Origin of the sequence: Rheinheimera hassiensis (assembly GCF_022436675.1) — a bacterium.
GTDB classification, from domain to species: domain Bacteria; phylum Pseudomonadota; class Gammaproteobacteria; order Enterobacterales; family Alteromonadaceae; genus Alishewanella; species Alishewanella hassiensis.
This window is the reverse complement of sequence record NZ_JAKUJZ010000007.1, coordinates 324,228-345,949: the sequence shown is the minus strand read 5'-3', so window position 1 is coordinate 345,949 and position 21,722 is coordinate 324,228. Positions and strand designations below refer to the sequence as shown.

The window sequence follows — 21,722 nt, the reverse complement described above, 5'->3', positions numbered from 1 at the left end:
TATGAAAAAGCTTTGACTCTGGCAGTAAAATTTACTGCTAAATCAGGAACATCGAAGTAGATAAAAAAGGACATATCATGGGATTTTGGAAAACCGTCGGTGGGCGTTTGTTAAGTATTCCTTTACTGGCATTGCTTGGTTTTGTGGTACTGGGCGCAGTGGCATTAAATGCATTGCAGCACAGCCTGATAGAAGGCCGAGAAAACAGGGTAGTGGCGGTAATTGACAGCGCCCTTAGCCTGGTAAAGCATTATCAGGCGCTGGAGCAAAGCGGCAGCCTGAGTAAAGAGCAGGCACAGCAACAAGCCATGGCCGCCATTAAAGCCATACGTTACGATGGTACCGAATATATCTGGATTAACGACACTGGCCGGCCCATTCCCAAAATGATTATGCACCCGACAGTGCCAACCTTAGATGGCACCGTGCTAGACAGGCCTAATTTTAACTACGCCACCTTAATGCGCAACCGCGATGGTAGCCAGCAGCAAACCTTAAATAATGCCAATCTGTTTGTCAGCTTTGTTGATGTTATTCAGCGCTATGGCGATGGCTTTGTTGAATACCAGTGGACAAAACCATTAAAAGGCGGCGGGGTAACCGAAGAGCGCTATACCAAGCTGTCCTATGTGGCAAAAGACGATAGCTGGGGCTGGGTGCTGGGCTCAGGTATTTATATTGATGATGTAAAAGCCGCATTCTGGGCCGTTGCACTGCAAATCGGCATAGTGGTGCTTATTGTTATTTTATTAACGGCAGGCGTATCGTTGTTTATCCGCAGTTGGTTACTGCGCTCGCTCGGCGGTGAAGTGGCCGACACCAAGCTGTTGGTGCAGCAGGTTGCCGCAGGCGATTTCTCGGTACAGTTTGCCCTGCGAAGTGGTGACAACGACAGCCTGCTGGCCGCCCTTAGCATTTTGGTTAATCAGTTGCGCAGTATTATCAGCCAGCAAATATCGATGGCCGAACAACTGGCCATGCAATCGGAAGCGTTAGACGACAGCAGCCAGCAAACGCAAAAGATTTTACAAAATGTAATGGATCAAACCGCACAGGTCGCTACCGCCGTTAACGAGATGACCGCCACCTGTGAAGATATGGCCCGCAGCGCCACTATCGCCGCCAAAGCCGCCCGTGATGCCGACACCGAAACGCAAAACGGGGTAACCTCAGTAGGCCAAACCATTACCGCTATTGATGCATTAAAGCTGAAGTTAGAACAGGTATCAGAGGTTATTGCGCAGTTATCCAAGCACGGTGAAGAGGTTGGGGCTGTAACCGATGTTATCGGCGGCATTGCTGAGCAAACCAACCTGCTGGCACTAAACGCCGCCATTGAAGCTGCCCGCGCCGGTGAAATGGGCCGTGGTTTTGCCGTGGTAGCTGACGAAGTACGCACTTTAGCCAGCCGCTCGCAGGCCTCTACGCAGGATATCAACAAACGTATTCAGGGTATTCAGCAGGACTCTGCCAACGCCGTGCAATCTATGGCGCAAAGCAAAGCCGAAACCGAGCAAACCATAGTCTGCTCGCAGCAAGCTAATGAGGCGCTAAAACGGATTAATACTGCAGTATCCAGCATTACCGACGTTAACGACCAACTGGCCAGCGCCACGGAAGAGCTGGCAGTGGTGTCGGGCACCATCAACGAAAATATGGAGAATATCGCTACTGCAGTGGAAAGCACCACAGCAAAATCGACCGAGCTATCCGTAGCCAGCCAACAACTGCGGAAAATGGCCAGCGAGATGAAAAAGTCGTTGAGTGGTTTTAAACTCTAAACCAATATAGGTAAGTGTAGAAACAACAAAGCCCCGCAAAAGCGGGGCTTTGTTTTACCAACATTAAAGATTCAAAAATGCGAGGTGCGGCATAATTATAGCCATGTTCGACTTAATTATCGCCGCGCTGCCGCCGAATATCACAGCAAATAAAGTGCAGGCGGCAGTAAAGCTAACCCGCTTGTAAACGAGTTCGTGAAATTTATCCATCAGGTTCCACAGCATAAACACCGCACCCACCCAGAACATGGTATCAAGCTGATAGAGCAGGGCGATGATAATAACAGCCAGCCCACTGATAAGCGCAGCCAGCTCTGCAATAAATCGCAGCCAAAACCGGTGCTTTAGCAAGAAAAAGCTTAGGTAGCCAAGTGCAGTAAAATACGCCAACGGCAATACGGTTAGCATACCCAGCTCAAAAGCGTGTAGGGTTTGTCTAACAGGCATTAAGGCTGACAGCCAGTTGGTATAAAATATCAGCCATGCCAGCAGCGTTAACAACATACAGGCAAAAGCTAGACGCAGTACCACAGTTATACGCGCTTCGTTAACACCAACGGCAATCATTCCCGGTGTAATCAATATGACAAAGCCTAAACTGTAAACAAATGCGATAACGCTACAAACACCGAAAACGCTATTGTCAAAGCACCATGCCAGAATGCCCAGCACCAGCATTAACAGCCATCCAGTCCATCGGCGTGCTGTACCTGAATCCTCAATACGGCTATTTATAGAATAAGCCAGCACACCAGCCAACGAGAACCCTGCTACCAGTACAACGTATTCCTGGTGGAAGACCAGCAACGTGACTGTGGATGCTACATATACCAGTGCTTCGTTCAGGATTGCTGGGAAATACGACATTATTTTGGCAACGAGAGCCAGTAACAATAGTGCTGAAATACTGTATAAAGCTGACGTAAAGCTGTCTATCCGTTGTTCGGTGGCTGATGCTGACGGCATATCTTCGAGTGATGTCTGGTATCTGCTGTAAGCCTGCTGTTTAATGCTTTCAGACTTCTCGTTAAACACAGCTTCAGTTATCGCATCTTCAGCTTTTAACTCTAACAGCAACTGATATTGGGCACGCAGCTCTGCTGCTGAATCAGGTGTGTATTCGGTGGCAAAGCTTATCGTTGGTAACAAAATTAATAGTATACAAATAAACCGCATTCTTACTTCCCTGTACCTGTTTAACTCGTGCAGCATACAGAACTTCATTTTTTAGCTCAATGTTTACAAACTCATTTCATTTAGAGATGTGCATACTGAATTTTCGTTACTGCACCAGAATCAATGCTTAAAAAGATAATAATGCGCAGGTGCGCAGCAGTTTGCGATGGCGTTGCTATACTGACCCCTGACTTATCAATTACATGCAGGAGATATTTTATGAGCCGGCAGCTATTTGCGACTTTTCTAGGTTTATTTATCACGTTTTTTGTATCGGCACAGGATAACCTACCGTTCGAGGTTGAGGAGATCACCCGTTTTGATGAGCCATGGTCAATGGCCTTCCTGCCAGATGGCAGAATGCTTATCACGGAAAAGAAAGGACGACTGACCATCGTCACGCAGCAGGGAGACAAGTCGCAGCCGGTCGGAGGTCTGCCGAACGTGGATTACGGCGGTCAGGGTGGCCTGGGGGATGTGGCATTGCATCCGGACTTCGCCGATAACAGGCTTGTCTACATCAGCTATGCCGAGGCCGGTGAGGGCAAAGTGCGGGGTGCCGCTGTTGCCCGCGGCACCTTGGTTGAAGGAGAACGCAGTGCTCAGCTGAAAGACCTGGAAGTCATCTGGCGACAGTACCCCAAGGTGTTGGGCTATGGCCACTACGGCCACCGCCTGCTGTTTGATAACAACAAGTACCTGTGGATTTCGTCGGGTGATAGGCAAAAATTCACACCTGCTCAGGACATGCAGTCATCAATGGGCAAGGTACTGCGCTTAAATGACGATGGTTCGGTGCCCAAAGATAACCCCTTTGTTAATTACCGTGATGAAAACCCCTTTGTCGATGACGAAGCAATTTACCAACAAATCTGGTCTGTCGGTCACCGCAACCCACTGGGCATGACGTTCGACCTAGATGGCCGGTTGTGGGTCATCGAGATGGGGCCCGCTGGCGGCGACGAACTTAATTTGATTAAACAGGGCGCCAATTATGGCTACCCGGCAGTATCCAATGGCCAGCACTACGATGGCCGGGACATTCCCAATCACGATACCCAACCGCAATTTGCGGCACCAGCAATCAGCTGGACACCGGTGATTTCACCGGCCGATCTTATGGTATATCGCGGCAACCTCTTTGCTGGCTGGCGGGGCGATGCCTTCGCGGCAGGCCTCTCCTCTCAAGGTATAGTGCGTATCAAGTTTGATGGTGAGAGTGCAACAGAAGTAGAGCGTTACGGCATGGGTGTCCGTATTCGCAAGGTCACCGAGAGTCCGGATGGTGCTATCTGGGTACTCGAAGATGAGCGTGGGGAAAGCATGGGACGCCTGCTGAAATTAACGCCGCGTCCTCGTTGAACGCTACTTTTAACGCTAAAGGTCTGCTCCAATTGTTACAACCCTTTTTAGCTGATACCTGCGTTGCAGGGCATAGCTATGGCGTAAACCATGAACATCAGGTAACTGTGGGGTAAAGCAAAAAAGTCCTGCCCCTGAGCAAGGCAAACAAAAAAAGCCGTTAAGCAAAACTTAACAGCTTTTTTCTGGCAATTTAATGGTCGGTACGAGAGGATTCGAACCTCCGACCCCTTCACCCCCAGCGAAGTGCGCTACCAAGCTGCGCTACGTACCGACGTAGGGCGTATCATAATGATTCCCCGCCAGAAAGCAATGCTGTATCAGCTGACTGCAGCAATTTTCGCCAGTTTAACAACGGCCTGCAGAGCGATTAAGTAAGCATTCAGTCTTTACTGCTATTAGTTAGGTTGCATTAATGGAGGGAAAATTAATGAAACAGACAATACTAACAAGTGCAGTACTGGCATCGATGACGTTACTGGCCGCGTGCGGCAGCGACTCTGACGATGATTTACAACCACAGATGACCCGCTTTAGTTTGGCAGTAAGCGATGCACCGATAAATGGCGCGAAAGTTGTTATGGTATGTTTTAGCGAAATTGAGTTAACCGGCAATAGCGTAGGTAATCAGAGTTTTACCGTGGGAGATGATGATGCAGCGGCAGAGGCGAATGATGAATGCCGTGATGCGCAGGGTACTATTGTTCCTAATACCCGGGGCATAGACTTATTGCTGCTCGATGGTGCTAAGTCTGAAGCGCTGCTAACCGACGCCGATATTGAGGCGGGTAATTACGGCCAGCTGCGGTTGGAAATAGCAACCGGCAGCTATGTTGAGCTGGAAGATGGCATGCGTGAGCCGTTACAGGTGCCGTCAAATGAATTAAAGCTGGGTAGTTTAACACTGGTTGAAGGCAGCAATGCTAATTACACACTGGAGTTTGATTTACGTAAAGCGCTGATTAACCCGCCAGGGCAAAACGGCTATCTTCTCAAGCCAACCGGTTTGCGCCTGGTTAACAATACTGAAGTTGGCCATTTAACCGGCCAGGTCGCAGAGAGTGTGTTAATCAATAACAGTTGTACTGTGGCGCCGGCAGACGCTTCTGTACCGGTAGCGACAGTATATCTGTATCAGGGTGCAGATCGGCCGCTGGATGAGTTATCGGATAACGGCGGCGATAATACCTATCAGCCTTATGCCAGTACTAATGTGTACTTTGATGGCGTAAGTGAATACCACTACAGTATTGGCTTTATTCAAGCCGATAATTACACCGTAGCGCTAAGCTGTGATGTAGATGACAACCCTGAAGCTGCCGACGATATCGGCTTTTTACAAGCTCAAAACGTGGTGGTAAGTCCTACAACAACACCAGTTGAAGTAGACTTTATGGAATAAGTACCTATCAGCATATTGAATGGCCGCTATTACTGCGGCCAGCTATCAACTTTTACGCTTTCTTGTTAGCATAGCCGTCTTTACGTCTTCAGGTGTATCGCTGTGCTGTGGATCCCTTTTACCTTGCTGGCTGCCTTTATGCAGGCCTGGCGCAATGCGTTTCAAAAACAACTAAGCAAAGACGTTAGCGTAGCCGGTGTTACGCTGGCACGTTTTATCTGGGCTTCGCCTTTAGCTGCGCTTTATTTATACCTGTTATATCAATGGCAACCGGTGGCTATGCCGGTATTTAGCGGCCATTTTGCCGGTTTTATTGTTGCCGCTTCTCTGGCTCAAATACTGGCTACGGCACTGATGGTAAAACTGTTTAAGTTAAGAAACTACGCCATAGGTGCCGGCCTGGCAAAAAGTGAAGCCGTGTTGGCGGCGGTGCTGGGCGTAGTGTTTTTTAGTGAGTCGTTAACCGCACTGGGCTGGTTTGGTGTGGCTTTAGGCGGTTGTGCGGTGTTTTTACTCAGTGGCGCCAGTTTACGCCAGTTATCCGTGCGGGTGTTGTTGCTGGGCCTTGGCAGCGGCTTAGCTTTTGCGCTGACATCTTTGTGGGTGCGCCAGGCAAGTTTGGTACTGGGCTTGCCATTTCCGCATGGTGCAGCCTGGGTACTGTTACTGGTAATTATGCTGCAAACGCTGTTATTGCTGCTGTGGTTAACGGTAAAAGACCGGCCCACGTTAACGGCTTTATGGCATCGGCCAAAACTTACCATACTGATCAGCCTATGCAGTTGTGTTGGGTCTATAGGTTGGTTTACCGCCATGAGTCTGGAATCGGTGGCGCTGGTAAAAACGCTGGGGCAGGTTGAGGTGCTGTTTATGCTACTGATTTCTGCTTTTGTATTTAAAGAAAAACTGCAAAAAGCTGATCATTGGGGTCTGGCGCTGATAGTACTGGCCGCTATTGCGGTAATGTGGGCCTGAGGCAAACGCCTCAGGCGGTTGTGTTATTTATGGCTGGGTTAGCGCCCATTGGGTTAGTAGTTGTACGCCGTAACCGGTTGCCCCTTCAGGGGTAATTCCGCTGCTGCTGTTAGCCAGAGCATTGCCGGCAATATCAATATGTGCCCAGGGCGTGCTACCGACAAACTGCTGTAAAAACAGCGCCGCGGTTGAGGCACCGGCACTGCGGCCGGTATTGCGCAGGTCAGCAATACGGCTTTTTAGCTCTGGCAGCATGTCGTCGGTAAGGGGTAAGCGCCACAGCTTCTCGTTTACCTGCTCGCCGGCTTGTTGTAATTGCGTCACCAGGTTATCGTTTTTGCTAAATACACCGGCATAATAAGCCCCCAGTGCAGTGACTTTAGCGCCGGTCAGGGTAGCAATATCTACCATAGCGCGTGGCTTATAGTGTTTTTCTGCGTACCAGAGCGCATCGGCCACGACCATACGGCCTTCAGCATCGGTGTTAATCACTTCAACGCTAAGGCCGGCAGCCGTATTAACCACATCACCTGGCAGGTAGGCGCGGTCAGAAATCATATTTTCAGCCAGTGCCATGACGGCCACCACATTTACCGGCGCTTTTTGTTCAGCTAAAGCGGCAATAGTACCCAGTGCTGCAGCGGCACCGGCCATATCGCTGGTCATCCGGATAATAGAATCTGCCTGGGTTTTCAGGTTATAACCGCCGGTGTCAAAGGTAATACCTTTGCCGATAATAGCCAGTGGTGCTTGCTGGCTGCCTTGCCAGTGGGCAATAACCAAACGCGGAGGGCGGGCACTGCCGCGGCCAACGGCTAAAATGGCAGCCATATTGTTTTTCTGCAGCGCGTTTTCATCAAAAATAGTAACTTTTACCCCCAGTTTTTTCAGCTCGTTAGCTTTATCGGCAAAATTAGCCGGTGACAGCCCCATAGCTGGCTCGTTGGTGAGATCCCGCGCCAGAGTCACACCATTGGCAATGGCAGTTAACTGGGCGTGGCGGCGCTGTGCTTCGCTGGCATTGGCGACAACAAAGTTTAGTTGCTGGCTTTGGGGATCCGCTTTGCCATCAGCAGCTTTAGCTTTGTAGCGTGTAAAGGTATAAGCACTTAAGGTTGCGCCAAAAGCCAGTTGTGCTGCCAGTTCAGTATCAGCCAGGCTGCTGTTAATCTGGCTGGCATCAATAACGACATTTTTTGCCGCCGATTTAGCCAGCAAGCGGGCAAGATCAGCACCAGAATTTGCCGCATGGGTCATGCTGTGTTCTGCCGCATTGCCAACGCCCAGCACTACTACGCGTTTGTAGCTGTCGTATGGTGCGCCGGGGCTTAGCCATTGCAGGCTCTGGCCGGTTTTACCGCTGAAGTTTTCACTGCTGGCCAGTTGCTGCAGAGCATCCTGTTGTAATGGCGCATTGCTGGCGCCAAGTATTATTAATGTATCAGCATCGGTGCTGGCCTGCTCGGTAAAGCGGATATCAAAGCCGCTGGCGTAAGTTGTGCTGCTTAACAGCAACAATGCTGCGGTAAGTATTCGGTGCATGTTATAGGGTCCTCGTGTGGATTTTTAGTATTGTCTGGAGCAAATTCAGCTGATGCAACTGTTATGCGATAGGCCGTTCGCAGTATGTTATAAAACAATTGGTTGTCGGCACTGGTGAATTTTGATTAACTCAGTAAAATAGTTCGCTCTTTGAGCCTCATACGTAGTGATCCCTGTGTCAGACCAAGATTTATATGCCGATATCCGGCCTTACAATGATGATGAAGTTGCGCCGGCAATAGCCCGTTTAATTGCCGATGACGAGTTTATCCAGGCTATTTTGCATTACCGCTTTCCGCATTTATCCGGCCCGTTCGGCTGGTTGCTATCGCCTATGGTGAAATTTGCCCTAAAACGGCGCTGGGCCAAATTAAACAGCGTGCATGCGGTGCAAAAGCAGGTTGCCAGTTTTATGGACCGGATGATAGACAACACCACCAATAAAATTACTGTGTCGGGCTTAGAAAACCTGACTGCCGGCCAGGCTTACCTGTTTGTGTCTAATCACCGGGATATCGCTATGGATCCGGCATTGGTAAACTGGTGTTTGCACCATAACGGCTTTGATACCGTGCGCATTGCTATTGGCGACAACCTGCTACGCAAAGCCTGTGCTACCGAGCTGATGAAGCTAAATAAAAGTTTTATTGTTAAGCGCGGTGCCAAAGGCCCACGCGAAATGTTGAAAAACTTCTCACAGTTATCGGCCTATATTAAGCATTCGCTGCAACAACAGCAGTCGGTATGGATTGCCCAAAAAGAAGGCCGCGCCAAAGACGGTAATGATGAAACCGATCCGGCTATTCTGAAAATGTTTTATATGGAAGGTAAAAAGCGCGGCGAAGATTTTGCCACTTATATGGCCGGTTTAAACATTGTGCCGGTGTGTTTGTCGTACGAATATGACCCCTGTGATATCGATAAAATAAACGAGTTGTGGCAAAAGCACACCGAGGGCTCATACCAAAAAGGCGAGTTTGAAGATATCGACAGCATTATTAAAGGTATAGTGGGTTTTAAAGGCAGGGTGCATGTCGCTTTTGGCCAACCCTTAACTACTGTGCCTGCAGAGCCGGAGCAACTGGCTGCTGTAATTGATCAGCAAATCTGGCAGCAGTACCGGTTGTTTCCGGTAAATTATCTGGCAGCAGGTCAGCAACATGCTTCCATAGATGATGCTGTTGTAGAGCTGTGGCAGCAGCGCTTACAAACCCTGCCTACAGGGGCTGCGCCCATGCTAAGTGCACTTTATGCCGCGCCGCTGATTAAGCAACAACTGCAGCAGACGGAACGCAGCACTTGAGCTATCTTGTCGGCGTAACCCTGTTATGGGCGTTTTCTTTTAGCCTGATTGGGGTATATCTTGCCGGGCAGGCCGATGCTTACTTTGCTGTTTTGCTGCGGGTGGTACTGGCCTTGCTGGTGTTTATCCCCTTTATGCGCCGGTTACCCTGGCAACTGGCCTGCAAATTGTCAGCGCTGGGAGCTGTGCAGCTTGGGCTGATGTATTTGTTTTATTATCAGTCATTTATTCTACTAACAGTGCCGGAAGTATTAATTTTTACTATTTTTACGCCGGTATACATCACCTTACTTTACGATGCGCTGCAACGCCGCTTTCAGTATCGCTTTTTACTGGCGGCGTTACTGGCTGTTATAGCGGCAGCGCTAATGCGCTACAAGGGCTTAACTGAGGAGTACTGGCTTGGTTTTGCCGTAGTGCAGGGCGCGAATCTGTGTTTTGCCATCGGCCAGGTAGGCTATAAAGTGCTGCTGGCCAGGCAGCCGGCTAAGCTGCCACAACATCAGCTATTTGGCTGGTTTTATCTGGGGGCGCTTGCAGTAGTGCTACCGGCCTGGTTATTACTGGGCACTGCGCAGTATCCGCAACATAACACTCAGTGGGCAGTGTTACTGTGGCTTGGTTTGGTGGCATCCGGTGGTGGTTACTACTGGTGGAATAAAGGCGCTACCCTGGTCAGCAGCGGTATGCTGGCAGTAATGAACAATATGCTGATCCCAGCCGGTTTGCTGGTGAACATTTTATTGTGGAACCGCAATGAAAATTTACTGACCCTGGCGGCAGGCTCAGTGTTATTAGTACTATCCTGTATGTTGTGTAAGCCTGTACGCAATGCAGTTAAACCTGGAGTGGCAGATGGCCAGACAAATTAGTTATACCTTTAACAAGCAGCGCAAAGTGATTAATTTCAGTTATGACAAGCACCATGATATGTACGAAGCCGTAGCCGCTGCTGAAGGCATAGATTTAACCCGCTTTCTGGCAATGGAGCATCAAGTGGCTATGACAGCCAAGCGTGGCGCTGCGGTTAAGAACTACAGGCAACAAGAGTTTGCCCGTATGGGGTTTGCTGATATTGCTTTTGTCAGAGAAGAGCAGTAGGGCGCTGTTACTCTGCAGACATTATAAATAGGGCGCCTGAGTTTGGCGCTTAACTTTTGTAGTGTGCTAAATTACAGGCAATAAAAAAGGACACCGCGGTGTCCTTTTTTTAGCAAGTGCTTAAATTACAGAACTGTAACGTTAGCAGCTTGTGGGCCTTTTTGGCCTTGTTCGATTTCGAAAGCTACGCGTTGGCCTTCGTTTAAGGTTTTGTAACCTTCAGTTTGGATTGCACGGAAGTGAACGAATGCGTCAGCGCCGCCGTTATCCTGAGTAATGAAACCGAAACCTTTATCAGCGTTGAACCACTTTACTACACCAGTTACTTTAGCCATGAATGACTCCTAAAAATTTTAATAAAACTAATTGACGCTTAATTGCGCTTTTAGCCTGACTGTTACCTTACTTATGCGGCCAAACGTGCGTGAATCTTCAGGACATGACTTACAATGAAGCTGTGTAGCGAAGTTTTCATAAACATTTTGTTACATAGGTCTGCTTTACAGGCCGGGAAGCACTATAACAGGTCTGGAACGAATGTATATAGCAAAATGCAAATAAACCGTTGTCTGGTAATAAAAAAGCGTAAAAAATAAAAAAGGCCGCAAAAGCGGCCTTAATAAAAGTTGTTTATTTATTCAGCATTAAGCATTTAAAGCCGCTTTAGGTTCAACAAAGCTAAAACCTAACGCTTCTGCAACACTTTGGTTAGTTACATGGCCGTTCATCACGTTCAGGCCATTCATTAAATGCTGATCATCCAGCAGTGCCTGCTTATAACCTTTATTAGCTAAACGGATAATAAACGGCAGTGTAGCGTTATTCAGCGCAAAGGTAGAGGTGCGTGGCACAGCGCCAGGCATGTTAGCTACACAGTAGTGCACAACGTCGTCCACTATATAGGTAGGTTCAGCATGGGTAGTTGGCTTAGAGGTTTCCACACAGCCGCCCTGGTCGATAGCAACATCAACAATAGCCGAGCCGGGCTTCATCCGCTTGATGTGGTCTTTGGTAACCAGTTTAGGTGCCGCAGCGCCCGGTACCAGTACACCACCGATCACTAAGTCAGCCGCCAATACTTCTTGCTCCAGCGCATCAGCAGTAGAGTAAATAGCTTTTACTGCACCGTTAAACTGGGCATTAATACGGCGCAGTACATCAACACTGCGGTCCAGTACGGTAACGTCAGCACCTAAACCCAGCGCCATTTGCGCGGCGTTAGTACCAACCATACCGCCACCAATTACTACAACTTTAGCCGGAGCAACGCCCGGTACACCACCTAATAACATACCGCGGCCACCGCATGATTTTTCCAGTGCGCGGGCACCGGCCTGAATTGACATCCGGCCAGCCACTTCAGACATTGGCGCTAACAGCGGTAAACCGCCGCGGTTGTCAGTAACAGTTTCATAAGCAATACAAATCGCTTTAGATTTGATCAAATCCTGCGTTTGCGGTAAATCAGGTGCCAGGTGCAGGTAAGTGAACAGGATTTGGCCTTCACGCAGCATAGCGCGCTCAACTGCCTGTGGTTCTTTTACTTTTACAATCATCTCGGCTTTGGCAAAAATCTCTGCAGCAGTGCCCATTACTGTAGCGCCAGCAGCGGTGTAATCGTCGTCGGTAAAGCCAATGCCCATACCCGCGTTGGTTTCAATAAGCACGCTGTGCTTGTTATTTACCAGCTCACGCACACTGGCCGGAGTCATGCCGACACGGTATTCATGGTTTTTAATTTCTTTTGGTACGCCAATGATCATAATGTTATGCCCTTTTTTGAGGTAAATGTTGGCTTGGGTAAAATTTGTGCGCAGTATACTGTTAATTTTGTAGAATTAATGCTTGTTTTATGGCGCTGCAGTAGTGCAAAATTCTGTTTAAATTTAAAAAGCGAATTTTTTAGCTGCTATGTACTCTTTAAGTAAAAGTATCAAGAAGTTAGACAGGATAGATCGCAAAATTCTGCTGGAGTTACAGCGTGATGGCCGTCTAGCCAACGTAGAACTGGCGCGCAGGGTAGGGCTTAGCCCGACCCCCTGCCTGGAGAGGGTGCGTAAGCTGGAAGCTGAGGGCGTGATTTTAGGCTACAGTGCGCAAATTGACCCGCACAAAGTGGGCGCCGCGTTACTGGTATTTGTCGAAATAACCTTAAGTAAAACCTCACCGGAAGATTTTGACGAATTTAGCAAAGCCGTACAAAAACTGGAGGAGATTCAGGAATGTCATCTGGTATCCGGCAGTTTCGATTTTTTGCTGAAAACACGGGTGGCCAATATGGCAGCATACCGGGAACTGTTAGGTGAAACCCTGCTCAGATTACCCAGCGTACGAGAGAGCCGCACTTATGTGGTGATGGAAGAGGTGAAACAAACCACTTTTGTGGCAATAAGTGCGATAAGCAGCTAATTCGCGGTTCAGCCGTGCTTCACGGATGCACTTTTACAGTGTCTCTGGTATCTTAGCCTGCAGTACTACACTCTGGTGCGCTTGAACAAAAAACGATGATAAAAAGGTAGGGCCTCTCATTTGCAAAACCGAGCTTATTTTCCGCTAAACGGTGTACAGCGCTTGCTGGAAGTCGGATTAATTGTGTTTTCCGGCTTTGCCTTATTTCTGTTACTGGCACTGTTGTCTTTTGACCCAGCCGATCCAAGCTGGTCGCAAACCGGGTACCAAACCAGTATTCATAACTATGCCGGGCCAATAGGTGCCTGGCTGGCTGATTTATTGTTATTCAGTTTTGGCTGGATTGCTTATCTGGTGCCATTTTTGGTGGCCTTGGCCGGTTATCTGTTGTTTAAGCGTTTTCACGATGTAATGAGCCTTGATTATCTGATTTTGGGCCTGCGCCTGATTGGTCTGGTATTAACACTGCTAACCGCAACTGCAATAAGCAGTATGAATTTTAATGATATTTTTTATTTTTCTTCCGGCGGTGTTATAGGGGATGTCGTTAGTGGCGCCTTGCTGCCGTACTTTAACTTTATTGGTACTGTTTTATTATTGTTGTGTGGTTTTGCTACCGGTTTAACGTTGATGACGGGCATTTCCTGGCTAACAGTTGCTGATGCGCTGGGTGCGGCCTGTTACAGCGCAGTGCAGTTTGCTATGACTGTACCGCAGCGCCTGCGTGAACGCAGTAAAGACGACTATAACCCTTTTGCAGCCGAAGAGCCGGAGCAAGACGAGTTTGACGATGAGCCTGCAGTAATAGCTGAAAAGCCGCGTAAAACACCGCAGCTGAATAAACCGGTGGCAGATACCTTACCGATCACGCCGCTAAATGCCAAAACTGAAGCTAAAGCGTTTTACAGTGTTGATACACTGGCAGATGAAGAGTTGTCGTTCAGTGCTATTGATGAACCGGACGCTGCGCGCTGGAGTGACACCCTACAACAACTTGATTTACCGCCAGACTCTGAAATTGAAACCATTCTGACTGAAATTGCAGATGAAGAAGATGACAGCGAGGAAGTATCGCATTTGATGGAAGAGTTACCATCACTGGCGTTGCTGGACCGGCCTGATAAAGCAGTAAACCCGATAGACCCGGCTGATTTAGAGCGGGTGTCACGTTTGGTAGAGGCGAAGCTGCTTGATTTCAATGTCGACGCTAAAGTAGTAGGCGTGCACCCTGGCCCGGTGGTTACCCGTTTTGAACTGGATTTAGCGCCTGGCGTTAAAGTCAGTAAGATTACCGGCCTGGCCAAGGATTTGGCGCGTTCATTATCTGCTATCAGTGTGCGGGTAGTGGAGGTTATTCCGGGTAAGTCTTTTATCGGTTTAGAACTGCCAAACCAGCACCGCGAAATAGTACGTTTATCTGAAGTTATTGGTGATGAGATATTTGAAAGCTCTAAATCACCGCTGACAATGGTATTGGGTAAAGATATTGCCGGTAAATCGGTAGTGGCTGATCTTGCCAAAATGCCGCACTTGCTGGTAGCCGGCACTACGGGCTCGGGTAAATCGGTTGGCGTAAACGTAATGATTTGTAGCCTGCTGTATAAATCGACGCCGGATGATGTGCGCTTTTTAATGATCGACCCGAAAATGCTTGAGCTGTCTATTTATGAGGGTATTCCGCACCTGCTGACAGAAGTGGTTACCGACATGAAAGATGCCGCCAACGGTTTACGCTGGTGTGTTGGCGAGATGGAGCGGCGCTATAAATTAATGTCTGCGCTGGGTGTACGTAATCTCAAAGGCTATAACGCCAAAGTAAAAGAAGCGATTGCAGATGGTGCTCCGTTAAAAGATCCTTTATGGCGCCCGTCAGATAATATGCGTACTGAAGCGCCGTTATTAGAGAAACTGCCGTCTATTGTTGTCGTTATCGACGAATTTGCCGACATGATGATGATTGTTGGTAAAAAAGTAGAAGAGCTGATTGCCCGTATAGCGCAAAAAGCGCGGGCGGCCGGTATTCACCTGATCTTAGCTACCCAACGGCCATCGGTAGATGTTATTACCGGTTTAATTAAGGCCAATATTCCTACCCGGATAGCGTTTCAGGTGTCATCGAAAATTGACTCCCGCACTATTCTTGACCAACAAGGCGCAGAAAGCCTATTGGGGCAGGGCGATATGCTGTATCTGCCACCAGGCTCCGGTGTACCAAACCGGGTGCATGGCGCCTTTGTGGATGACCATGAAGTGCATGCGGTGGTTGCCGACTGGAAAAAACGCGGTAAGCCAAATTATATTGCGGAAATTTTAAGCGGTGAAACCACTGAAGAAAACCTGCTGCCGGGCGAAACACTGGAAGGTGAAGATGGTGAAGCCGATCCGCTGTATGATCAGGCAGTGGCCTTTGTTACTGAAAGCCGCCGTGCTTCAGTGTCCGGTGTACAGCGCAAGTTTCGTATAGGGTATAACCGTGCCGCCCGTTTGGTTGAACAAATGGAGCACAGTGGTATTGTCAGTGGCCCGGGCCACAATGGTAATCGTGAAGTGATGGCACCACCGCCACCAAAAGGATATTAAATGCTACGTAGTTTGCTAGCGGTTGTTGTGTTGTGTAGTTCTGTTTCTGCTGTGGCGCAAAATGCAGAGCAGATGCTACAGCGTAAACTGGCCAGTATTAAAAGTTTTTCTGCCAGTTTTGAGCAGCAGGTGTTTGACGCACAAAAGCAGTTGCTGCAACAGGGCAAAGGCGAGCTGATGATCAAGCAGCCGGCACTGTTCCGCTTTGAAACCACTGAACCTGAACCAAACCTGTTTATTGGCGATGGCCAAAGCCTGTGGTTTTATAATGAAGCGCTGGAGCAGTTAACCATTTATGATGCCGCCAGTGAGGTAAACCGTACGCCGTTCGTGTTACTCACGTCAACCAAGCCTGAGCTTTGGGCGCAATATAACGTAGAGCAGCAAGGCGAGCAGTTTGTGATCCGCTCAAAAGACGCCGATAGCCCGGTAAAACAACTCACTCTGAGTTTCTCCGGTGCGGCATTATCCAAAATGCAGGTACTGGATATGAACCAGCAAACCAGCGAGTTTAATTTCACTTTAATGCAGCTGAATATTGAGCTGGATAAAGAGTTGTTCCGGTTTAACCCGCCAGAGCACACTGATATTGACGATCAGCGTCAGCGATAGCAATTTGAAGATAACACTGTGAATTCATTACCACTTGATTTTGCTGATGACTTTCGCCCGCTAGCAGCCAGAATGCGGCCGCAAACGCTGGCCGAATATGCGGGGCAGCAACATTTAATTGGTGAGGGCACCGCGCTTAAAAAAGCGATTGAAGCCGGACGGGTGTTTTCGCTTATTTTGTGGGGCCCGCCGGGCACCGGTAAAACCACTCTGGCAGAAGTTATAGCCCGGCATGCCGACGCGGCTATCAGCAAATTGTCTGCAGTAACCTGCGGTATCAAAGAAATTCGCGAAGCCATAGCACAGGCCCAGCAACGCCAGCAGCAGTATCAGCAACGTACTTTACTGTTTGTTGACGAGGTACACCGTTTTAATAAAAGCCAGCAAGATGCGTTTTTGCCTTTTATCGAAGATGGCACCATTATTTTTATTGGTGCCACTACTGAAAACCCGTCTTTTGCGCTGAATAACGCTATTTTATCCCGTGCCCGGGTGTGTGTGCTTAAACCGCTGAGCGACACCGATTTACAGCAGGTACTGGCTCAGGCTCTGACAGATAAAGAGCGTGGCTTGGGCCTTGAGGCTGTGCATCTTGCAGCCGATGCTGAGCAATTGCTGTTGCAGCTGGCCGATGGTGACGCGCGTAAATTGCTTAACCTGCTGGAACAAGCTGCAGAGCTTACTGAGGCTGATAGCAACGGCAAAGTAATCAGCTTTGAGACGCTGAAAAATCTGGTACCAAAGCAGTTACCGGGTTTTGATAATCAGGGCGATATGTTTTATGACCTGATCTCCGCTTTTCATAAATCAGTACGCGGCTCAGATCCGGATGCAGCCTTATATTGGTATTGCCGTATTCTGGCTGGTGGTGGCGATCCGCTGTATGTCGCCAGGCGGTTATTGGCCATTGCCAGTGAAGATATTGGCAATGCCGATCCGCGTGCGCTAACACTGGCGTTAAATGCCTGGGATACCTTTGAACGGGTAGGGCCGGCCGAAGGTGAGCGGGCTATTGCTCAGGCTGCAGTGTATCTGGCGCTGGCGCCGAAAAGTAATGCCGTATATAGCGCCTTTAATCAGCTTAAACAGCTGGTGGCAGAGCAACCTGCTTTTGAGGTGCCGCTGCATTTGCGCAATGCACCCACCAAGTTAATGAAGCAGCTGGGTTTTGGCGAAGGTTATCGTTATGCGCATGACGAAGCCGGCGCTTATGCCGCCGGCGAGCGTTATTTGCCCGCTGAGCTTGCCGGGCAGCAATTTTATCAGCCGGCAGAGCGCGGCATGGAAAAACAGCTGGCAGAAAAACTACGTTATCTGAAGCAGCTTGATGCTGACAGCCCACGTAAGAGAGATAAATAGTGTTGACCTATCTGGCGGTGGCTGTCGGCGGTGCGGTAGGAGCATGTTTACGCTTTGGCATTAACGAGCTGGCCATGAATGTTTTAGGTAAGTCATTCCCTTTTGGCACTTTGCTGGTTAATATTCTGGGCTCTTTTGTGCTGGGTTGGTTGTATGCACTGTTCAGCAGTGGTGTGCTGGCGGTATCACCCTGGCGGGCACTGATAGCTATTGGCCTTATTGGTGCCTTTACCACGTTTTCAACCTTTTCGCTGGATAGCGTCTTGTTAATACAGCAAGGCGACTGGCTAAAAGCAATCGCCAACGTATTATTAAATGTGTTGTTGTGTTTAACGCTTGCCTGGTTAGGGCTTAAACTGGGTTCAATGAAGTAATTACTATGCTAGATGCGAAATTTTTACGTAACGAATTAACTGAAACCGCCAACCGTCTGGCCCAGCGTGGCTTTGTACTGGATGTGGCGCGTTTAACCGCGCTCGAAGAGCAGCGCCGTACTTTACAGGTAGATACACAGGAGCTGCAAAATCTGCGTAATACTAAATCCAAAGCCATTGGGCAGGCCAAAGGTCGCGGTGAAGATATTGCGCCACTGTTGGCAGAAGTTGACGGCCTGGGAGCTCAGCTTGATGCTGCCAAGCAGCAATTAGATGCAGTGCTGTCAGAAGTAGAACAAATCGCCCTGACTATTCCTAACTTACCTGATGTTTCTGTGCCTGCCGGTAAAGACGAGACGCAAAATGTTGAAGTGCGTCGCTCTGGTCAGCCACGCGAGTTTGAGTTCACTATTCAGGATCATGTCGCCTTGGGCGAAGCTCTGGATAACGGTCTGGATTTTGAAAGTGCAGTAAAAGTTGCCGGTTCACGTTTTGTGGTGATGCGCGGCCAGGTAGCCAGGCTGCACCGTGCGTTAACCCAGTTTATGCTGGATTTACACACCACCGAGCATGGTTACACAGAACTTTATGTGCCTTATCTGGTAAATCATGCCAGCTTATATGGCACCGGACAGTTACCTAAATTTGGTGGCGATTTATTTCACACCCAGCCCGCCACTGAAGAGGGGCAGGGTATGGCGCTTATTCCAACTGCGGAAGTGCCGGTAACTAACTTAGCCCGTGACACCATTTTTGATGCTGCCGAGTTGCCGGTTAAATACACGGCCCATACGCCATGCTTCAGAAGTGAAGCGGGCTCTTACGGCCGTGATACCCGTGGGTTAATCCGCCAGCATCAGTTTGACAAGGTAGAGCTGGTGCAACTGGTGCAGCCTGAGCATTCTATGCAGGCACTGGAAGAGTTAACCGGCCATGCCGAGAAAGTGTTGCAGTTGTTAGGCCTGCCATACCGGGTAATGCTGTTATGTACTGGTGATATGGGTTTTGGTTCAAGCAAAACTTATGACTTAGAAGTGTGGCTACCGGCACAAAATACTTACCGCGAAATTTCATCCTGCAGTAATATGGGGGATTTCCAGGCCCGGCGTATGCAGGCCCGTTATCGCAGCACTGAGATGAAAAAACCAGAGTTGATCCATACCTTAAACGGCTCTGCTCTGGCGGTAGGCCGTACTCTGGTGGCTATTTTGGAGAACTATCAGCAGGCAGACGGCTCTATCATAGTGCCTGAAGTACTGCGCCCTTACATGGGTGGTTTGCAACAGCTTGGCTGAGCAAGCTACAGGTCGTCGTTAGCTCCACCGCCAGCTATGCTGGGTGGAGCTTTATAAGGATAGCTAAATGGCGCCAAAACCGCGTAAAAGTATTAAACACAGTAACCCGGCCCTGAAGCGGGCAATTTACTGGGCTATTATGATCGGCATTATTGCCGTTGTTGCCCTTATTACGCTGGAAGCTATTGTTGGTATTGTCGGAGATGCGGCTTAAACGTTAAAGACATTTGGCCGGTTTAGGTAAGCCCGCTATGCGGGTTGCCTGCTTGGCAGGCCCCTGTGGGAACAGCATAAACAAATATTTACTGTTGCCTTTATCCGGGCCGAGCTGTTGTGCCATGGCTTTTACCAGAATACGTATAGCCGGGGAGCTATTAAATTCCAGATAAAACTGCCGCACAAAGTGCACCACTTCCCAGTGCGCGTCAGTCAGGACAATATTCTCCAGCCGGGCAAATTCTTCCGCCACTTGCTTATTCCACTGGTGCATATCTGCCAGATAGCCATGTTTATCCAGCGCCAGCGGCACATCATTTAATATCAATTCTGCCATAATACATTCTGCTCTGCGCTAATACTCAGCTCGACCCAACGCCGGGCGCTGATAACGGTTACTGCTGCCAGTGGCGTGATTTGCCTTACCTGCATATCCACATCCAGCGCGTAAAGCTGGCAAGGCCAGCTAATATCCGTGCGTAAACACAAATATACCGCATCCTGACGCAGCAAAATAATATCCTGGGCCTGGCATATAAGGCTTAGCTCACTCAGGTTCACTGACGGACTAATAACGCTGATTAATTTCATTAGCTGCTGATCACCTGATGTTGGCGGGCAAATAGTTCTGCTACACCCTGAGTATCGAGTTCTGTAACGTCAATACTTAAATCTGATGCATTAATGCCGCGCTGCTTGAGTGCCTGCTGGCAAACATATACCTGCTCAATATCATACAGCGCAAACAGCTTAAAACTGCGCGGGTACGCTTTGAGCTTAAAATCTGGCTGATCTTGAGTTGGCAACAACTGATATACCGCATCAGCACTGAATAGCACGCTGACATTGTGCTCTACTGCAGCCATTGCCAGTACCATATCCAGTGCCTCACGGCCTTTACTGTTGTTAAAGGGGCTGCTGCGCTGCAATAACAGAATATTACGCATTAAAATTGCACCAGTTTATCAATGTTGATCTGGCGCATAGCAAATTCTGCCAGCCCAGCACTGGTGTAACCGTCTCTGGCCACGAGCTTGTCACTTACCACGCCACGTTTTTCTGCTGCGGTGATGCAAAACAACAGTGGAATATTATGCTGCTGACAAAACTGCGCCAGTTCAGCGCTTAGATCCGGTTCATCAGCGGGCAAATCGATATGGTTTGCTGCACTATAGACGGCATCCTGATATAAAAATATATGCTCGATACTGTGACCGTGATTAACTGCTGTTTTAGCAAACAACAGCGCACTGGCCAGGCTTTGGCTGGCAAAGCTATCGCTGGTAAGCAGCAATCCAAAGCGTGTCATAGCTGATCCTAAAAACAAAAATGCCCCGACTGGCGGGGCATTTTAGCGAATAACCTGATTAAGGCAAAGCGCTGTACTTAATCATCACCACCAAAAATACCCAGCAACTGCAGCAGGTTGACGAAAATGTTGAAAACATTCAGGTACAAACTTACTGTGGCGCGGATGTAGTTGGTTTCACCGCCATTAATAATGCGGCTGGTATCAAACAGAATCAATGCTGACATGATCAGAATAATAGCGGCGCTGATTGTCAGGCTTAATGCCGGAATGGCCAGGAAAATATTTGCCAGTGCGGCTACCAGCACCACAATAAGACCGACCATTAAAAAACCACCCATAAAAGAGAAGTCTTTACGTGTGGTAAGCGCATAAGCTGACAGGCTGAAGAAAATCAGCGCGGTGCCACCCAGTGCCTGCATAATTAACGCAGTACCATTTGGCAAGCCGGCATAATGATTAAGCATTGGGCCTAACGACGCACCCATGGCACCGGTAAAAGCAAACACCCAGAAAATACCACTGGCTGAATCAGCCTTTTTGTTTACCACAAACAGCATAATAAAGCCGGCAACAAAACACACCAGAGACATCATTGGTGACATGTTCAATGCCATGGCAACGCCTGCTGCTACCGCACTGAATGCTAACGTCATCGCCAGCAAAAAGTAAGTGTTGCGCAGGACTTTGTTAATCTCAACGCTACGTCCGGCAGTACTGAGAGTAGAGGTTTCTCTGTATGACATAATTATGTTCTCCTGATACAAAGGTTTATTAACGCATTTGATGACATCATACCCAGTTAGTTCCCGCCAGACCAGTGGCTGAAGATACAAATTGATAATAGCGTTAATTTTTTTGCATTTAATGCTTTCTTTTGCCGTTCTAACTGATTAATATACGCGTCGCCGGAGGGATGGCAGAGC

General features: G+C 48.7%; 23 protein-coding genes and 2 tRNA genes (1 of these 25 only partly in view). 15 read left to right on the top strand and 10 right to left on the bottom strand.

What is annotated here, in order from left to right; genetic code table 11:
• The first annotated feature begins 77 nt into the window (after window positions 1-77).
• Window positions 78-1,781, top strand: coding sequence for a methyl-accepting chemotaxis protein (locus tag MJX74_RS16995; RefSeq protein ID WP_240224220.1), 1,704 nt, complete (start codon window positions 78-80; stop codon window positions 1,779-1,781).
• Window positions 1,782-1,844: 63 nt separating this feature from the next.
• Here MJX74_RS16995 and MJX74_RS16990 read toward each other — a convergent pair whose 3' ends face one another.
• The gene (locus MJX74_RS16990) at window positions 1,845-2,957 is read right to left on the bottom strand and encodes a hypothetical protein (RefSeq protein WP_240224219.1); all 1,113 of its coding nucleotides are present in this window, start codon (window positions 2,955-2,957) and stop codon (window positions 1,845-1,847) included.
• Between the two features lie 219 nt (window positions 2,958-3,176).
• On the opposite strand from MJX74_RS16990, the gene MJX74_RS16985 reads away from it, so the two are divergent.
• The gene (locus MJX74_RS16985) at window positions 3,177-4,319 is read left to right on the top strand and encodes a PQQ-dependent sugar dehydrogenase (RefSeq protein ID WP_240224218.1); all 1,143 of its coding nucleotides are present in this window, start codon (window positions 3,177-3,179) and stop codon (window positions 4,317-4,319) included.
• Between the two features lie 197 nt (window positions 4,320-4,516).
• Here the strand turns inward: MJX74_RS16985 and MJX74_RS16980 are convergent.
• Window positions 4,517-4,593: transfer RNA gene (locus tag MJX74_RS16980), tRNA-Pro, on the bottom strand.
• Window positions 4,594-4,749: 156 nt separating this feature from the next.
• On the opposite strand from MJX74_RS16980, the gene MJX74_RS16975 reads away from it, so the two are divergent.
• Both MJX74_RS16975 and MJX74_RS16970 read left to right on the top strand, forming a co-directional pair.
• Window positions 4,750-5,721: a DUF4382 domain-containing protein gene (locus MJX74_RS16975; RefSeq protein WP_240224217.1), complete on the top strand. Its 972-nt coding sequence runs from the start codon at window positions 4,750-4,752 to the stop codon at window positions 5,719-5,721.
• 102 nt (window positions 5,722-5,823) lie between these two features.
• Window positions 5,824-6,696, top strand: a complete 873-nt coding sequence (locus tag MJX74_RS16970) for an EamA family transporter (protein WP_240224216.1) — start codon at window positions 5,824-5,826, stop codon at window positions 6,694-6,696.
• Window positions 6,697-6,723: 27 nt separating this feature from the next.
• Here the strand turns inward: MJX74_RS16970 and MJX74_RS16965 are convergent, their stop codons facing one another.
• Window positions 6,724-8,238, bottom strand: coding sequence for a leucyl aminopeptidase (locus MJX74_RS16965; protein WP_240224215.1), 1,515 nt, complete (start codon window positions 8,236-8,238; stop codon window positions 6,724-6,726).
• A gap of 175 nt (window positions 8,239-8,413) precedes the next feature.
• On the opposite strand from MJX74_RS16965, the gene MJX74_RS16960 reads away from it, so the two are divergent.
• From MJX74_RS16960 to MJX74_RS16950, 3 genes are read left to right on the top strand one after another with little or no spacing between them, the layout of a single operon-like run.
• Window positions 8,414-9,541 (top strand): 1-acyl-sn-glycerol-3-phosphate acyltransferase, encoded by a 1,128-nt coding sequence (locus MJX74_RS16960; RefSeq protein ID WP_240224214.1) that lies wholly within the window; start codon window positions 8,414-8,416, stop codon window positions 9,539-9,541.
• Window positions 9,538-10,413, top strand: a complete 876-nt coding sequence (locus MJX74_RS16955) for an EamA/DMT transporter family protein (RefSeq protein WP_240224213.1) — start codon at window positions 9,538-9,540, stop codon at window positions 10,411-10,413. Before MJX74_RS16960 ends, MJX74_RS16955 begins: the two co-directional genes overlap by 4 nt.
• Window positions 10,397-10,642 carry a DUF2960 domain-containing protein gene (locus MJX74_RS16950; protein WP_240224212.1) on the top strand — a complete coding sequence of 82 codons (246 nt, stop codon included), beginning with the start codon at window positions 10,397-10,399 and terminating at the stop codon, window positions 10,640-10,642. Before MJX74_RS16955 ends, MJX74_RS16950 begins: the two co-directional genes overlap by 17 nt.
• A gap of 125 nt (window positions 10,643-10,767) precedes the next feature.
• On the opposite strand, the gene cspE is transcribed toward MJX74_RS16950, so the two are convergent.
• Together cspE and ald are read right to left on the bottom strand one after the other, a co-directional pair.
• Entirely contained in the window at window positions 10,768-10,977 is a 210-nt protein-coding gene (gene cspE / locus MJX74_RS16945) for a transcription antiterminator/RNA stability regulator CspE (RefSeq protein ID WP_027670166.1), read from the bottom strand.
• A 309-nt stretch (window positions 10,978-11,286) separates the two neighbouring features.
• A complete protein-coding gene (gene ald / locus MJX74_RS16940; RefSeq protein WP_240224211.1) occupies window positions 11,287-12,405 on the bottom strand; it encodes an alanine dehydrogenase in 1,119 nt (372 codons plus the stop codon).
• Window positions 12,406-12,553: 148 nt separating this feature from the next.
• Here ald and lrp point away from each other — a divergent pair, with 148 nt between their 5' ends.
• The 7 genes from lrp to MJX74_RS16905 all read left to right on the top strand — a co-directional run bounded on the left by lrp (window position 12,554) and on the right by MJX74_RS16905 (window position 19,485).
• Window positions 12,554-13,051, top strand: coding sequence for a leucine-responsive transcriptional regulator Lrp (lrp, locus tag MJX74_RS16935; protein ID WP_068238207.1), 498 nt, complete (start codon window positions 12,554-12,556; stop codon window positions 13,049-13,051).
• Between the two features lie 120 nt (window positions 13,052-13,171).
• A complete protein-coding gene (locus MJX74_RS16930; protein WP_240224210.1) occupies window positions 13,172-15,631 on the top strand; it encodes a DNA translocase FtsK in 2,460 nt (819 codons plus the stop codon).
• Complete coding sequence (lolA, locus tag MJX74_RS16925; protein ID WP_240224209.1) at window positions 15,632-16,243, top strand: outer membrane lipoprotein periplasmic chaperone LolA; 612 nt, start codon at window positions 15,632-15,634, stop codon at window positions 16,241-16,243. It begins immediately after the preceding gene.
• A gap of 18 nt (window positions 16,244-16,261) precedes the next feature.
• The gene (locus MJX74_RS16920) at window positions 16,262-17,602 is read left to right on the top strand and encodes a replication-associated recombination protein A (protein ID WP_240224208.1); all 1,341 of its coding nucleotides are present in this window, start codon (window positions 16,262-16,264) and stop codon (window positions 17,600-17,602) included.
• Window positions 17,602-17,976, top strand: coding sequence for a fluoride efflux transporter CrcB (crcB, locus tag MJX74_RS16915; RefSeq protein ID WP_240224207.1), 375 nt, complete (start codon window positions 17,602-17,604; stop codon window positions 17,974-17,976). The genes MJX74_RS16920 and crcB overlap by 1 nt, the downstream gene beginning before the upstream one ends.
• Before the next feature lie 5 nt (window positions 17,977-17,981).
• On the top strand, window positions 17,982-19,271 hold the full coding sequence (gene serS, locus MJX74_RS16910; RefSeq protein WP_240224206.1) for a serine--tRNA ligase: 1,290 nt from the start codon (window positions 17,982-17,984) through the stop codon (window positions 19,269-19,271).
• A 67-nt stretch (window positions 19,272-19,338) separates the two neighbouring features.
• Window positions 19,339-19,485 (top strand): hypothetical protein, encoded by a 147-nt coding sequence (locus tag MJX74_RS16905; protein ID WP_156420367.1) that lies wholly within the window; start codon window positions 19,339-19,341, stop codon window positions 19,483-19,485.
• A 3-nt stretch (window positions 19,486-19,488) separates the two neighbouring features.
• Here MJX74_RS16905 and MJX74_RS16900 read toward each other — a convergent pair whose 3' ends face one another.
• The 5 genes from MJX74_RS16900 to MJX74_RS16880 all read right to left on the bottom strand — a co-directional run bounded on the left by MJX74_RS16900 (window position 19,489) and on the right by MJX74_RS16880 (window position 21,542).
• Window positions 19,489-19,824, bottom strand: a complete 336-nt coding sequence (locus tag MJX74_RS16900) for a TusE/DsrC/DsvC family sulfur relay protein (protein ID WP_240224205.1) — start codon at window positions 19,822-19,824, stop codon at window positions 19,489-19,491.
• Window positions 19,812-20,078: a DsrH/TusB family sulfur metabolism protein gene (locus MJX74_RS16895; RefSeq protein ID WP_240224204.1), complete on the bottom strand. Its 267-nt coding sequence runs from the start codon at window positions 20,076-20,078 to the stop codon at window positions 19,812-19,814. Before MJX74_RS16895 ends, MJX74_RS16900 begins: the two co-directional genes overlap by 13 nt.
• Window positions 20,078-20,434, bottom strand: coding sequence for a sulfurtransferase complex subunit TusC (gene tusC, locus MJX74_RS16890; protein WP_240224203.1), 357 nt, complete (start codon window positions 20,432-20,434; stop codon window positions 20,078-20,080). The genes MJX74_RS16895 and tusC overlap by 1 nt, the downstream gene beginning before the upstream one ends.
• Window positions 20,434-20,796, bottom strand: coding sequence for a sulfurtransferase complex subunit TusD (tusD, locus tag MJX74_RS16885; RefSeq protein ID WP_240224202.1), 363 nt, complete (start codon window positions 20,794-20,796; stop codon window positions 20,434-20,436). The genes tusC and tusD overlap by 1 nt, the downstream gene beginning before the upstream one ends.
• A gap of 77 nt (window positions 20,797-20,873) precedes the next feature.
• Window positions 20,874-21,542, bottom strand: a complete 669-nt coding sequence (locus MJX74_RS16880) for a Bax inhibitor-1/YccA family protein (RefSeq protein WP_068238233.1) — start codon at window positions 21,540-21,542, stop codon at window positions 20,874-20,876.
• Between the two features lie 164 nt (window positions 21,543-21,706).
• Between MJX74_RS16880 and MJX74_RS16875 the strand changes: the two genes are divergently transcribed.
• Window positions 21,707-21,722, top strand: a tRNA-Ser gene (locus MJX74_RS16875) (it continues 175 nt past the right edge of the window).